This window comes from Pandoraea terrae, from assembly GCF_902459695.1.
GTDB lineage: Bacteria > Pseudomonadota > Gammaproteobacteria > Burkholderiales > Burkholderiaceae > Pandoraea > Pandoraea terrae.
Genome location: NZ_CABPRZ010000011.1, coordinates 123916 through 138020, shown reverse-complemented (window position 1 = coordinate 138020; position 14105 = coordinate 123916). Strand labels below are relative to the sequence as shown.

Sequence of the window (14105 nt, the reverse complement as noted above, 5' to 3'; positions counted from 1 at the left end):
GCCGAACATGAACGGACCGAAACGCATCCTCGCATTGGCCGGTCACCGCTGGACGCGGCGCGGCGGGCAATACGCGCTTCTCGCCGCCTACGTCACGTTCGCGGCATTTCCCTTCTACTGGATGCTGATCACGACCTTCAAGGATATCCACGACCTGATCAACACGGCCAACAATCCGTTCCTGTTCAACATGCGGCCCACGCTCGACAACCTGCGCGTCCTGTTCTTCGACACGTTGTTCGTGCGCTGGCTGCTCAACACGTTGATCGTCGGCGTTGGCGTAACGGTTGTCACGCTGCTGTTGGCCGTGCCCGCCGGCTATAGCCTGGCGCGTCTGTCCGGACGCTGGGGCCGGCAATTGGCCATCGGCATTTTCCTGACCTACCTGATCCCCCCGACCCTATTGTTCATCCCGTTCTCGCGCATCATCGGCTCGCTCGGCCTGCAGGATTCGCTCTGGTCACTGGTGCTGGTGTACCCGAGTTTTACGGTGCCGTTCTGTACCTGGCTGATGATGGGTTTCTTCAAGGCCGTGCCGCGCGATATCGAGGAAGCGGCGATGATGGACGGCCTGAGCCGCTTCGGCGCGTTCCTGAAGGTCGTCGTGCCGCTTTCTTCGCCCGGCATCCTGACCGTGATCATTTTCACGCTCACGCTGACGATGCAGGAATTCGTCTACGCATTGACCTTCATCACGAGTTCGTCGCAATACACGGTGAGTGTCGGCGTGCCCACCTTCCTGGTGCGTGGCGATGTCTACTTCTGGGGCTCACTGATGGGTGCCTGCCTGATCGTCAGCCTGCCGGTTGCGGTGCTCTACAACCTCTTCCTCGACCGTTTCGTCGCAGGGTTTACCGTCGGGGCCGTCAAATGAGGGCGGCCCGCGACGGCAACATTGCAGCGCCTATGCCTGAACGAGACCGGTGATCGGTACGTCGGGATTGACGTCGGCTTCGTAATCCACCCCGTCGATCTCGAACCCGAAAAGGCGCAGGAATTCCTTTTTGTACCCGGCGAAGTCGGTGAGTGTGTAGATGTTTTCGCTGGTGACCTGATCCCAGAGCTGCAGTACGCGCGCCTGGACTTCCGGGGCCAGCTCCTTATCGTCCGCGCGCAGCCGCCCTTCCTCATCCACATGCGGCGAATTGCCATACAGGCTTTCCTTGTAAAGCCCGTAGACCTGTTCGATGCAGCCCTCGTGCGTGCCTTGTTCCTTCATGACCTTGAACAGCAGCGAAAGGTACAGCGGCATCATCGGGATGGCGGAACTGGCCTGCGTGACAACGGCCTTCAACACGGACACCCGCGCGTCGCCGCCTTTGGCCGCCAGCTTGCCGCGAATGCCGAGCACCTTTTGATCCAGGTCCTTCTTGGCCGCGCCTATCGACCCGTTCCAGTAGATGTCATACGTGATCTTCTCGCCCAGATAGGTGAATGCAGTCGTCTTCGCGCCCTCGGCCAGGACACCCGCGTCGAGTAGCGCGTCCATCCACATCTGCCAGTCTTCACCGCCCATCACGGCCACGGTGCTGTCGATTTCGCTTTGCGTCGCCGGCTCCAGCACGGTCTCTTTGACGACTTCCTTGTCGGTATCGATGCCACGCAGGCTGACCGCCCGGCCGACAGGTTTCAGTGTCGAACTGAAGACCTCGCCGGTCTTCGGGTGGGTACGCCGCGGGGAGGCGAGACTATAGACCACCAGATCGACCTGCCCGAGGTCCCGCTTGATGACATCGATAGTCTGCTGCTTGATCTCGTCAGAGAACGCGTCGCCATTGATGCTCTTGGCGTACAGGCCTTTCGCTGCGGCAAATTTTTCGAAAGCGGCCGTGTTGTACCAGCCCGGGGTGCCCGGTTTGCTCTCGGTGCCGGCACGCTCGAAGAAGACGCCGAGCGTATCCGCGCCGGATCCGAATGCGGCCGTAATCCGGGCCGCCAGTCCGTATCCGGTCGATGCGCCGATCACCAGCACTTTTTTGGGCCCATTGGCGATCGGTCCGCTTGCGGTGACGTATTCGATCTGTTGCTTGACGTTGGCTTCGCAGCCGGCGGGGTGAGTGGTGACGCAGATGAAGCCGCGCACGCGCGGTTTGATGATCATGAAGACCTCACGTGTGAAATGCCAAAACGAATTCGGGAAGGTGAGAAGCCTCGCGCATTGTAAATTACGCGCCCTGCATCCAGCGCTCAGGCAGACTTGCGCTGGGAATCGAACGCTTCTCGCGCAGCGCTCAGCTCATTCATGTTGTCGCGCGTCCAGCCGCAGATGACGCCCGCCGCGTCGAGAAAGCTGCGGCCCAGCCGGGTCAGCGAATATTCGACCTGTGGCGGCGCGGTGGGCAGCACGTTGCGATCGACCATGCCGTGCCGCTCCAGCGCACGTAACGTCTGCGTCAGCATCTTCTGGCTGATCGGCGCGGCGCGCCGGCGCAGGTCGGAGAAACGCACCGGGCCCTCACCCAATGTGTACACGATCAGCAGCGTCCACTTGTCGCCGACCATATCCATGATTTCAAGTGTCAACGGATGGTAGTTCGTCATCGCCACGTCCGGTTTTGATGGTTTCCAAAAGGTACCTATACCACATTCGGGTGCCTTATTGCCATTGGTAACTTCGCCAAATATAGTCTCACCATGACGCAACTGGAGGAGACAACGATGATCGAGTTTCATGGCAAGACGGTATTGGTGACAGGCGGCGGGGCGGGTATTGGACGGGCGACGGCGCAGGCGTTTCGCCAATGGGGCGCTCGCGTGGCGGTGATCGAGATCGACGAAGCGCGCGTCGCTGACTTGAAGGCGGCGTTCGACGACGCGGGCGCCGAAGCGCTGGTCGTGCACGGTGACGTCAACGACGCGACCGCGGTCAGCGCGCTGGCTACGCAGATTGAACAGCGTTTCGGCGCGCTCGACATCCTGGTCAACAACGTGGGCGACTTCCTGCGCATCGCCAAGCCGTTCGAACGCTATACCGACGAGGACATCGAGCGTCTCTACGCCGTCAATCTCCGTCAACTCTTTACCGTCACGCGCGCCATGTTGCCCCTGCTCAAGCGCACCGGCGGCGGCAGTATCGTCAATGTGTCGTCGATCGAAGGTTTTCGCGGTATTCCGAACTGTGCGGTGTATGGCGCGTTCAAGGCGGCCGTCAACGGGTTCACGCAGAGCCTCGCGCTGGAATTGGCCCCCGCCGGCATTCGGGTGAACCTGATTGCGCCGGAAACCACGGAAACGCCGCAGGTTCCGGTCAGCCAGGTGGTCGCGCCGGAACATCAGTCGCAACTGCCGCGCTGGATCCCGCTCGGCCGATTCGGAACACCGCAGGACATGGCGGATGCGATCCTGTTCCTTGCCAGCCCTCGCGCGTCCTGGATCACGGGCACCGCGCTGCACGTCAACGGCGGCGCGCTCGCCGCAGCCGGCTGGTACCGGGATCCGAAAGGCATCTGGACCAACATGCCGGTCATCACCGGCAACGGCATGAACCTCTGATCAGAAGACACTACCCCTACCCTCCATGGAGACAGACATGAAGATTTTGGTCGTCGGCGGCGCCGGCATGATCGGCGGACACGCGGCATTGCATTTGCGCCAGCGGGGCTTTGAGGTCAGCATCGCGGGCCGTACCCCTCCGGCTGCGGGCACGCCGCTCGGTGAATTCGAATTCATTCGCTGCGATTATCTTGCGGACGATTTGCCCGTCGCGGCGCTGGGCCGGTTCGATGCGCTGGTGTTCGCGGCAGGCAACGACATCCGCCACCTGCCGCGCGGCACGGACGCCGCGGCACATTGGCAACGCGCCAATGCCGAGGGCGTGCCGCGCTTCCTCAAGGCGGTGCGCGACGCCGGCGTGCGGCACGTCGTCAATGTCGGCAGTTTTTATCCGCAGGCCATGCCGTCGCTGGTGGAGCACAATGCCTACGTCCGTTCGCGCAAGCTGTCCGATGAAGGCGCGCGTGCGCTGGCGACGCCCCATTTTCGCGTGATGAGCGTCAACGCCCCCTTCGTCGTGGGCGCAGTGCCCGGACTGGTGGTCGGCATGTTCAAAGCGTACACGGACTATGCCGCCGGGAAGCTCGCCGGAATGCCCGTTTTCGCCCCGCCGGGCGGCGTCAACTTCATTTCCACCACGTCTCTGTCCGAAGCCATCGAAGGCGCGCTTTTGCGGGGCGAAAACGGCAAGGCCTATCTTGTCGGCGACGAGAATCTTTCCTTTCAGGACTATTTCGGCGCCTTCTTCCAGGCACTGGGAAATCCCGTTCCGCCGTTGCTCGATCAAGAGCATCCCATGCTGCCGGATGCGGCCATCTACTTCGGCCGCGGCAACTCGCTCCACTACGAGCCGGATTTCCAGGAGACCTCGCTGCTCGGCTATCGCCGCAACGATATCGCCCGCACCATCGGCGAAATCGTTGCGCAGTATCGAGACGCCGCCTGAGGCCAGGTGTTGATCGGCAGCCGGCAGCGCCATGCTGGCGGCGCCATCACACCCCAAGCGCCCGGAAATCCTTCGGCGCCATGCCATAGGCCCGGCGGAACGCGCGGGTAAAATATTTTCCAAAACTGAGACGCACGGTCAAGCACGTTCTATTTCCGAGAACAAAATTACGCTGAAACCCTGCTTTGGCAGTTCCCCCGTCTAACGCAAGGGGATTGCGGAAGTCGCAGGTTCGTCTGACGTAATTTTGCAACGCCACCTCGCGAGATCGAAGTGCATATACGAACGTTATCGATAAGCGGCCACCCGGGAATGATTACCGTCGAGGGGGCAGCGGAAGCCGGGTATGACTGGGACTATGAGTTCGTCGTGGACGGCAAAGTCACCGCGGCGCACAGTCTGGGCCACCGTTTTCCGTCGATAGCGCTTGCCTTCGCCGAGGCCGAGGCGCATTTCCGGCAGCGAATGCCCGGCGGCCAGCGTGACGGCAACCCGGCGGGGGACACTGCGCCGGCCGGTAACCCGCGCCGCAAGGCATCGCTGGCGCCGGTCGCGCCGCCTTCAGCGGCCGCAGCAGTGTTCGGCCTGCGCATGACCTGAGAGCGCAACGGTCTACGTCACCGGGCGGACGCCGGCAGCCGAATGACCGGCCGTGGCCCCCTGACGAAAAGGCCGTCCGCCGGCTTACGCCGTCCTGGCTTCGGTCAACCCCAGTTCATCCACCATCGCGGCCCGCATCACGAACTTCTGCACCTTGCCGGTCACGGTCATCGGCATTTCATCGACAAACCGGATATAGCGTGGAATCTTGTAATGCGCGATCTGGTCTTTGCAGAAATCGCGGATCTCATCGTCCGTCGCCGTCTGCCCCGGTTTCAACACAATCCACGCGCACACCTCTTCGCCGTACTTGCTGTCCGGCACACCGAAAACCTGCACTGCCTGCACCTTCGGATGACGGAACAGGAACTCCTCGATTTCGCGCGGGTAAATGTTCTCCCCGCCGCGAATCAACATGTCCTTCACCCGGCCGACGATATTGCAATACCCTTCCTCGTCGAGCGTCGCCAGATCACCCGTGTGCATCCATCCGTCGCGGATCGCATCGTGCGTGCGCGGCGCGTCATCCCAGTAGCCGAGCATGACGGAATACCCCTTGGTGCAAAGCTCCCCCTTCTCGCCCACCGGCACGATCTCGCCGGCGGCATCCACCAGCTTCACTTCCAGATGCGGCTGCACGCGGCCGACAGTCGTCACGCGCTTCTCCAACGGATCCGTCGTGGTCGTCTGGAACGACACCGGGCTCGTCTCCGTCATGCCGTAAGCGATCGTGATCTCGCTCATGTGCATCTCATTGATCACGCGCTTCATCGTCTCGATCGGACACGGCGAACCCGCCATGATCCCGGTACGCAACGACGCGAAGTCATATTTGTGGAAATCCGCATGATCCAGCTGCGCGATGAACATGGTCGGCACGCCATGCAACGCGGAACAGCGTTCTTCATTGACGGCTTGCATCGTCGCCACCGGGTCGAACGCCTCGCCCGGGAACACCATTGTCGCCCCCGTCGACACGCTCGCCAGCACGGCCAGCACCATGCCGAAGCAGTGGTAGAACGGCACCGGAATGCAAAGACTGTCGTGCTCGGAGAACTTCATCGCCATTGCAATGAACCGCCCGTTGTTCACGATGTTGTGATGGGTGAGCGTCGCGCCCTTCGGATTGCCGGTCGTGCCGCTCGTGAACTGGATGTTGATGGGCTCGTGCGCACCTAGCGTGGTCGTCATGGCATCGAGCGCCAGAATGTCCGCCTCGCGACCCAGCGCCACGACGTCGCCATAGTTGAACATGCCCGGCGTGCTGTCTTCGCCCATGCGAATAACGGTCCGCAACGCCGGCAGTTTCTGTGCATGCAACTCGCCGGGCGCGCAGGTCGCCAGTTCCGGCGCCAACGTCGTGAGCATGTCCAGATATCGCGACGACTTGAACTTCTCGGCGGCGACAATCGCCTTGCAGCCGACCTTGTTCAACGCGTACTCAAGCTCGGCCAACCGATACGCCGGGTTGATATTGACCAGCACGATCCCGACGCGCGCCGTTGCAAACTGCGTCACCAGCCATTCGACCCGATTCGGCGACCAGATCCCGAGGCGGTCGCCCTTCTTCAACCCCAGCGCCAATAACCCGGCGGCGAAGGTGTCCACGTGCGCGATGAATTCGCGCCAGGTCCACCGCACGCTCTGCTCGCGAAACACCACCGCCGACCGCTCCGGATACTTGCCTGCCGTATCCGCCAGCAACTGCGGCACTGTGAAATCCGACAACGGCACATCCGTGGCGCCCTTCACATACGACAAATGGTTCTGCGGTACAACGCCTACAGCCTCACTGCTCATCATGCTTTGTCTCCTGAAGCCAATGCCTGTGATTGAATGCTGAATGCGAGCGCGCGGCGCCGTCCTCCCCGGCCGCGATGATGGCGATCCTTGCCCGATCCCCATCTCGACACGATACTCTGCCGCACACGTTTGACGTTTACGTTAACGTAAGATAAAAAGTTTGGCGACTGGGGATGCCCCGGGGTTCTGAAAAAAACAAAACCCCCACGCCCTTTCGAACGTGGGGGTTCTGCTGCACCGTCAAAGATGCGCGTGTGACCGCGCATCGGCGCCGATGCTTACAGCTTGGCCTTGCGCAGTCGCTGAATTGCCGCGAGTTGCGCCGTGGCGTGAGCCAGCTCGGCTTGTGCCTGTGCGTACTCGATGTTCGAGTCCTTGTTGGCCAGGGCCTCTTCGGCACGACGCTTGGCCTCCGCGGCCTTCGCTTCGTCGAGGTCCTTGCCGCGAATCGCGGTGTCGGCGAGCACAGTCACCGTGTCCGGTTGCACTTCGAGAATACCGCCGGCCACGAAGACGAAATCTTCGTTACCTGCTTCATCTTCGATGCGCACCGCACCCGGCTTGATACGCGTGATCAGCGGCGTGTGGCCAGGCAAAATGCCCAACTCGCCGGCTTCGCCGGGCAGCGCCACAAAGCGCGCCTTACCCGAGAAGATCTGCTCTTCCGCGCTGACGACGTCTACGTGAATGGTTGCCATAATCGCTCCCGTTGAGTGTGGTGTGCGGCAAGGATCGGAACCCGACGCTCACGCGCCCAATCCCCACCCTCACCTTGCGACAGTCACCTGCCCGATAGCATGCACACACTAACCTGCGCGCGCGCCACCGGACACTCAACCGTTTACTGCATCTTCTTGGCTTTTTCGAACGCTTCGTCGATCGTGCCAACCATGTAGAACGCTTGTTCCGGCAGGTGGTCACATTCGCCGTCGACGATCATCTTGAAGCCGCGGATCGTTTCCTTCAGCGGAACGTACTTGCCCGGCGAGCCGGTGAAGACTTCCGCAACGTGGAACGGCTGCGACAGGAAACGCTGGATCTTGCGCGCGCGCGCAACTGCCAGCTTGTCTTCCGGCGACAGTTCGTCCATACCCAGAATCGCGATGATGTCGCGCAATTCCTTGTAACGCTGCAGCGTGGTTTGCACGCGGCGCGTCACAGCGTAATGCTCTTCACCGATCACGTTCGGGTCGATCTGGCGCGAGGTCGAGTCGAGCGGATCCACTGCCGGGTAGATACCCAGCGAAGCGATGTCACGCGACAGAACGACGGTGGCGTCCAAGTGACCGAAGGTCGTCGCGGGCGACGGGTCGGTCAAGTCATCCGCAGGGACGTACACGGCCTGGACCGAGGTAATCGAGCCCGTCTTGGTCGACGTAATGCGCTCTTGCAGACGGCCCATTTCTTCAGCCAGCGTCGGCTGATAGCCCACTGCCGACGGCATACGGCCCAGCAGTGCCGAGACTTCCGTACCGGCCAGCGTGAAACGGTAGATGTTGTCCACGAAGAACAGCACGTCGCGGCCTTCGTCACGGAAATGCTCGGCCATCGTCAGGCCGGTCAGCGCAACGCGCAGACGGTTGCCCGGCGGCTCGTTCATCTGGCCGTACACCAGCGCGACCTTGTCCAGAACGTTCGAGTCCTTCATTTCGTGATAGAAGTCGTTCCCTTCACGGGTACGCTCGCCCACGCCGGCAAACACCGAATAACCGCCGTGTTCCTTGGCGATGTTATTGATGAGTTCCATCATGTTCACGGTCTTGCCCACGCCGGCGCCACCGAACAGACCCACCTTGCCGCCCTTGGCGAACGGGCAGATCAGATCGATAACCTTGATGCCGGTTTCGAGCAGTTCCGTCGACGGCGACAGTTCGTCGAACGCCGGTGCCTTCTGGTGGATCGAGCGGGTGTTCTCGCTGACGATCGGACCGGCTTCATCGATCGGACGGCCCAGCACGTCCATGATACGGCCCAGGGTGGCCTTGCCGACCGGCACCGTGATCGGCAGGTCGGTGTTCTTCACCTTCATGCCGCGGCGCAAGCCTTCGGAGGAACCCAGGCAGATGGTGCGGACCACGCCGTCGCCCAGCTGTTGCTGAACTTCAAGCGTCAATTCCGAACCGTCCATCACGAGCGCGTCGTAGATCTTCGGCATGTTCGTGCGCGGGAATTCCACGTCGATCACGGCGCCGATGCACTGTACGATCGTGCCTTCTACCAAAGCAGCAGTACTCATCGCTTTTCCTTTAGATACTCAAATTCATTTCGCCATACGGCGCATCGGCCAGGCACACCGCTTACACAGCGGCGGCGCCCCCCACGATCTCGGCCAGTTCCTTGGTGATCGCTGCTTGACGGCCCTTGTTGTAGACCATCTGCAGTTCCGTAATCACCGTCTTGGCGTTGTCCGAGGCGGCCTTCATGGCCACCATGCGGGCGGATTGCTCCGACGCCATATTCTCGGCGACAGCTTGATACACGACCGCTTCGACATAACGCACCAGCAGCGCATCGACGACCGTCTTCGCATCGGGTTCGTAGATGTAGTCCCACGAGAGTTGCGGGGGCACACCCGGCGTCACGGCGAATTCCGGCGCCTGATCACGGCCTTCCAGCTTTTCCGGCAGCGGCAGCAGCTGTTCCATCACCGGCTCCTGCTTCATCGTGTTGATGAAACGGGTATAAGCCAGATACACGGCGTCGAGCTTGCCTTCGGCATACGCGTCGAGCTGCACCTTCACGGCGCCGATCAGCTTGTCCAGATGCGGCGTGTCACCCAGTTGCACGACATGCGACACCACCTTCGCGCCGACGCGGTTCAGGAAGCCGAAACCCTTGCCGCCGATGGCAGTTGCCTCGATCTTGAGGCCCTGGGCTTCAACTTCCTTCATCTTGTTCACCAGCGCGCGCAGCACGTTGGTGTTCAAGCCGCCGCACAGACCCTTGTCGGTCGTGACCACGATGACGCCGGCCGCTTTCGCGTCCGGATGCTTCACCATGAACGGATGGTGGTATTCCGGATTCGCCTGGCCCAGGTGCGCAGCAATCTGGCGCACCTTTTCAGCGTAAGGCCGGGCATGACGCATGCGTTCCTGCGCCTTGCGCATCTTCGACGCGGCCACCATTTCCATGGCCTTGGTGATCTTGCGCGTGTTTTGCACGCTCTTGATCTTGCCGCGAATTTCCTTCATTCCAGCCATTGCTTACTCCTTGTCTCGGTGCGGTGCACGTTGTTGCCGGTGTACCGCGCCTTCCCTGGTCCGTTGAATAGTTGCCGATTCAACCGGATTAGTAAGCACCGGTCTTCTTGAAGTCCTTGATCGCAGCGTGCAGGGCGGCTTCATCGTCCTTCGAGAGATCTTTGGTCTCCTCGATGCGGCCGATCAGCGCAGCGTGGCTGGTCTTCAGAACTTCGCGCAGACCCTTCTCGAAGCCCAGGACGTCCTTGACTTCCAGGTCGTCGAGGTAACCGTTGTTGGCGGCGAACAGCGACACGGCCAGTTCCCACACTTGCAGCGGCTGGTACTGCGGCTGCTTGAGCAGTTCCGTCACGCGGCGACCGCGCTCCAGCTGCTTGCGGGTGGCTTCGTCGAGGTCCGACGCGAACTGCGCGAACGCAGCCAGCTCACGGTACTGGGCCAAGTCGGTACGGATACCGCCCGACAGCTTCTTGATGACCTTGGTCTGGGCAGCACCCCCGACGCGCGACACCGAGATACCGGCATTGATAGCGGGGCGCACGCCTGCGTTGAACAGGTCGGTTTCCAGGAAGATCTGGCCGTCGGTAATCGAGATCACGTTCGTCGGAACGAACGCGGTCACGTCACCGGCTTGCGTTTCAATCACCGGCAGGGCGGTCAGTGAACCGCTCTTGCCCTTGACTTCGCCGTTGGTGAACTTCTCGACATACTCTTCCGAGACGCGAGCAGCACGCTCCAGCAGGCGCGAGTGCAGGTAGAACACGTCGCCCGGGTAAGCCTCACGGCCCGGCGGACGGCGCAGCAGCAGCGAGATCTGACGGTAGGCCCAGGCTTGCTTGGTCAAGTCGTCATAAATGATCAGCGCGTCTTCGCCGCGGTCGCGGAAGTATTCGCCCATCGAGCAACCGGCGTACGGTGCGATGAACTGCATGGCGGCCGATTCCGAAGCGGTGGCAGTCACGATGATCGTGTATTCCATCGCGCCATGCTCTTCGAGCTTGCGCACCACGTTCATGATCGACGAAGCCTTCTGGCCGATCGCGACATAAACGCAGGTCAGGCCCTTGCCCTTCTGCGAAATGATCGTGTCGATCGCGACGGCGGTCTTGCCCGTCTGGCGGTCGCCAATGATCAGCTCACGCTGGCCACGGCCGATCGGCACCATCGCGTCGATCGACTTCAGGCCGGTTTGCACCGGTTGCGAAACCGACTTGCGCCAGATCACGCCCGGAGCGATCTTTTCGATCGGATCGGTCAGCTTGGCGTTGATCGGACCCTTGCCGTCGATCGGCTGGCCCAGTGCGTCAACGACACGGCCCTTCAGTTCCGGACCGACCGGCACTTCGAGAATGCGGCCCGTGCACTTGACGGTGTCGCCTTCCGAAATGTGTTCGTATTCACCCAGAATCACGGCGCCGACGGAGTCGCGCTCGAGGTTCAGGGCCAGACCGAAGGTGTTGCCCGGGAATTCGAGCATTTCACCTTGCATCACGTCCGACAGGCCGTGAATGCGGCAGATACCGTCGGTCACGGAAATCACGGTGCCTTGGTTACGGACTTCGGCACCGCTTTCCAGACCTTGAATCCGGCTCTTGATCAGTTCGCTGATTTCAGAGGGATTGAGTTGCATATGTGCTCCTGATATTCAATTCTGTGCCGTCACGGGCGGACCGCCGGGGCTTACGCCGTCAGCGACGTCTGCATGGCCGACAGGCGGGCGCGAACCGAAGTGTCCAGCACTTCGTCGCCGACCACCACGCGCACACCGCCGATCAGCGACGGATCAACCGTCACATTGGCGTTGAGCTTGCGGCCAAACTTGCGCTCGAGCGCTGCGACGAGCTCGGGCAGTTGCGCGTCGGTGATCGGGAAGGCGCTCTCGATCTGGGCGTCCGCCGAACCGGCGTTGGCATTCTTGAGCGCCTCGAACTGTTCAGCGACTTCCGACATGACCGACAGACGGCCGTTTTCCACCAGGGCCGCAATGAAGTTGCGGACCGCGGCATCGTTCGGCGCCTTGACGGCGTTCACGAGCAGGTCGACGACTTGCGCCGGCGACACCTTCGGGTTGTCGGCGAGCGCGGCGACGTCGGAAAGGCGCGCCACTTCAGCCAGGCCCCGCACCAGCTCCGACCAGCGATTCAGATCGCCGGACTGCGCCACGCGGAACAACGCCTCGGCGTACGGACGAGCGATGGTTGCGAGTTCGGCCATGATCAGAGCTCTGCCTTGAGTTGGTTCAGCAGGTCGGCGTGGGCGTTCGCGTCGATCTCGCGCTTCAGGATCTGCTCGGCGCCCTTGACGGCCAGACCGGCGACTTCCGCGCGCAGCGATTCGCGCGCCTTGACGGCTTGCTGGTCGGCTTCGGCCTTGGCGTTCGCGATGATGCGAGCGGCTTCGGCTTGAGCGTTTTGCTTGATTTCCTCGGCGACGGCTTGCGCGCGCTTTTCAGCGTCTGCAATGCGCTTCGCACCTTCGTCACGGGCTTCCGACAGTGCCTGGCTGGAGCGCTTGTTGGCGGCTTCCAGTTCGGCCTTGCCGCGGTCAGCGGCGGCGAGTCCGTCGGCAATCTTCTTGGCGCGTTCGTCGATAGCCTTGATCAGCGGCGGCCACACGAATTTCATCGTGAACCATGCCAGGATCAGAAACACGACGGTTTGCGCAAACAGGGTTGCGTTGATGTTCACGGTGTTTCCTTTCGGTATTGCGAGTCGATTGGCAAAACAGCGCGCCCCATTTCAGCCGTTTGGCCGGAGCGCGCCGTTCATGTCCAGTAGCCACGCACTACAGCGCGGCTTGCCGAAAGAAACTTAAGCGAGCTTCGACAGCAGCGGGTTCGCGAACGCGAACAGCATTGCAACACCCACGCCGATCAGGAATGCGGCGTCGATCAGGCCAGCCAACAGGAACATCTTGGTTTGCAGCGGGTTCATCAGTTCCGGCTGGCGTGCGCACGCTTCGATGTACTTGCCGCCCATCAGCGCGATACCCAGACAGGCACCGATAGCACCCAGACCAATGATGATGCCGATACCGATGGCGGTCAGACCCTGGATGTTGGCGATGAAAGCTTGCATGATTACTCCTTTTGGTTAGAGACTTGAAACTTTAAATTTGAAAAACCGAAAACCGAAACACAGTCACTACCGCAACACCCATCAGTGATGGTCGTGCGCCTGACCGATGTACACCAGCGTCAGCATCATCATGATGAACGCTTGCAGCAACACGATCAGGATGTGGAAAATCGCCCATGCGGTGCCGGCAATCACGTGACCGACAAAACCCAGCACCGACGTATCCGCCCCAAAGCTCCAGATGCCGCCCAGAAGCGCGATCAGCAGGAACACCAGTTCGCCCGCGTACATGTTGCCGAAAAGCCGCATGCCCAGGGAAACGGTCTTGGCGAGGAATTCGATGATGTTAAGCAGCAGGTTCGGGAGCCACAGCAGGAAGTGGTTGCCGAACGGAGCCGTGAACAATTCGTGCATGAAACCGCCCGCGCCCTTGATCTTGAAGCTGTAGAACAGCATCAGGATGAGCACGCCGACGGAGATGCCGAGGGTGCCGTTCAGATCGGCGGTCGGCACGATACGGTGATGGCTGATGATCGACTCGAGGCCGACCCAGCGGATGATTGACGACGGCAGGTCGACCGGCAGCAAGTCCAGCGAGTTCATCAGGGTGACCCAGACGAACACGGTCAGCGCCAACGGTGCAATGAACGCACGGTTGCCGTGAACGATGCTTTTCGATTGGTCTTCGACCATCTCGACCAGCATTTCGACGGCAGCCTGGAAACGGCCCGGCACGCCCGAAGTGGCACGGCGCGCGGCCAGCCACAACAGGAAGCAGCCCAGCACGCCCATCGCGATCGACCAGAACATGGTGTCCCAGTTGATGATGGAGAAGTCAACGATCTTGGTTTGCGTCGCGCTCGCGAGGTTAGCCAAGTGGTGCGAGATGTACTCCGACGGATTCGGAGCGTGGCTTTCTACTGACATAGCGATCAAACACCCAATTATGAAAATCCGCACACGGCAACGACAGTGACACATTGCGCG

Annotated in this window: 15 protein-coding genes; 4 read left to right on the top strand and 11 right to left on the bottom strand. The window is 61.3% G+C overall.

Annotated elements, in window-relative coordinates; all coding sequences use genetic code 11:
- Window positions 1-7 precede the first annotated feature (7 nt).
- Complete coding sequence (locus tag PTE30175_RS14620) at window positions 8-874, top strand: carbohydrate ABC transporter permease (protein ID WP_191629068.1); 867 nt, start codon at window positions 8-10, stop codon at window positions 872-874.
- A gap of 30 nt (window positions 875-904) precedes the next feature.
- Here PTE30175_RS14620 and fabV read toward each other — a convergent pair whose 3' ends face one another.
- Window positions 905-2101, bottom strand: coding sequence for an enoyl-ACP reductase FabV (gene fabV / locus PTE30175_RS14615; RefSeq protein WP_150697784.1), 1197 nt, complete (start codon window positions 2099-2101; stop codon window positions 905-907).
- Window positions 2102-2187: 86 nt separating this feature from the next.
- On the bottom strand, window positions 2188-2541 hold the full coding sequence (locus PTE30175_RS14610) for a winged helix-turn-helix transcriptional regulator (protein ID WP_150697841.1): 354 nt from the start codon (window positions 2539-2541) through the stop codon (window positions 2188-2190).
- 117 nt (window positions 2542-2658) lie between these two features.
- Between PTE30175_RS14610 and PTE30175_RS14605 the strand changes: the two genes are divergently transcribed.
- The 3 genes from PTE30175_RS14605 (at window position 2659) to PTE30175_RS14590 (ending at window position 5038) form a co-directional block, all read left to right on the top strand.
- Window positions 2659-3492 (top strand): SDR family NAD(P)-dependent oxidoreductase, encoded by an 834-nt coding sequence (locus PTE30175_RS14605; protein WP_420819636.1) that lies wholly within the window; start codon window positions 2659-2661, stop codon window positions 3490-3492.
- Window positions 3493-3529: 37 nt separating this feature from the next.
- Complete coding sequence (locus tag PTE30175_RS14600) at window positions 3530-4438, top strand: NAD-dependent epimerase/dehydratase family protein (protein ID WP_150697782.1); 909 nt, start codon at window positions 3530-3532, stop codon at window positions 4436-4438.
- 312 nt (window positions 4439-4750) lie between these two features.
- Window positions 4751-5038 (top strand): hypothetical protein, encoded by a 288-nt coding sequence (locus PTE30175_RS14590; RefSeq protein WP_150697781.1) that lies wholly within the window; start codon window positions 4751-4753, stop codon window positions 5036-5038.
- 84 nt (window positions 5039-5122) lie between these two features.
- On the opposite strand, the gene PTE30175_RS14585 is transcribed toward PTE30175_RS14590, so the two are convergent.
- From PTE30175_RS14585 to atpB, 9 genes are all read right to left on the bottom strand, one after another.
- The gene (locus PTE30175_RS14585) at window positions 5123-6841 is read right to left on the bottom strand and encodes an AMP-binding protein (RefSeq protein ID WP_150697780.1); all 1719 of its coding nucleotides are present in this window, start codon (window positions 6839-6841) and stop codon (window positions 5123-5125) included.
- Between the two features lie 278 nt (window positions 6842-7119).
- The gene (locus PTE30175_RS14580; protein WP_150697779.1) at window positions 7120-7539 is read right to left on the bottom strand and encodes a F0F1 ATP synthase subunit epsilon; all 420 of its coding nucleotides are present in this window, start codon (window positions 7537-7539) and stop codon (window positions 7120-7122) included.
- A 143-nt stretch (window positions 7540-7682) separates the two neighbouring features.
- On the bottom strand, window positions 7683-9077 hold the full coding sequence (gene atpD / locus PTE30175_RS14575; protein ID WP_150697778.1) for a F0F1 ATP synthase subunit beta: 1395 nt from the start codon (window positions 9075-9077) through the stop codon (window positions 7683-7685).
- A gap of 61 nt (window positions 9078-9138) precedes the next feature.
- Window positions 9139-10041 (bottom strand): F0F1 ATP synthase subunit gamma, encoded by a 903-nt coding sequence (atpG, locus tag PTE30175_RS14570; RefSeq protein ID WP_150697777.1) that lies wholly within the window; start codon window positions 10039-10041, stop codon window positions 9139-9141.
- 88 nt (window positions 10042-10129) lie between these two features.
- On the bottom strand, window positions 10130-11671 hold the full coding sequence (gene atpA, locus PTE30175_RS14565; protein ID WP_150697776.1) for a F0F1 ATP synthase subunit alpha: 1542 nt from the start codon (window positions 11669-11671) through the stop codon (window positions 10130-10132).
- Window positions 11672-11721: 50 nt separating this feature from the next.
- Entirely contained in the window at window positions 11722-12255 is a 534-nt protein-coding gene (locus tag PTE30175_RS14560) for a F0F1 ATP synthase subunit delta (RefSeq protein ID WP_150697775.1), read from the bottom strand.
- Between the two features lie 2 nt (window positions 12256-12257).
- The gene (locus tag PTE30175_RS14555; protein ID WP_150697774.1) at window positions 12258-12728 is read right to left on the bottom strand and encodes a F0F1 ATP synthase subunit B; all 471 of its coding nucleotides are present in this window, start codon (window positions 12726-12728) and stop codon (window positions 12258-12260) included.
- A 123-nt stretch (window positions 12729-12851) separates the two neighbouring features.
- Window positions 12852-13118 carry a F0F1 ATP synthase subunit C gene (atpE, locus tag PTE30175_RS14550; protein ID WP_010807762.1) on the bottom strand — a complete coding sequence of 89 codons (267 nt, stop codon included), beginning with the start codon at window positions 13116-13118 and terminating at the stop codon, window positions 12852-12854.
- Between the two features lie 81 nt (window positions 13119-13199).
- Window positions 13200-14045, bottom strand: coding sequence for a F0F1 ATP synthase subunit A (gene atpB / locus PTE30175_RS14545; protein ID WP_420819635.1), 846 nt, complete (start codon window positions 14043-14045; stop codon window positions 13200-13202).
- Between the last annotated feature and the right edge of the window lie 60 nt (window positions 14046-14105).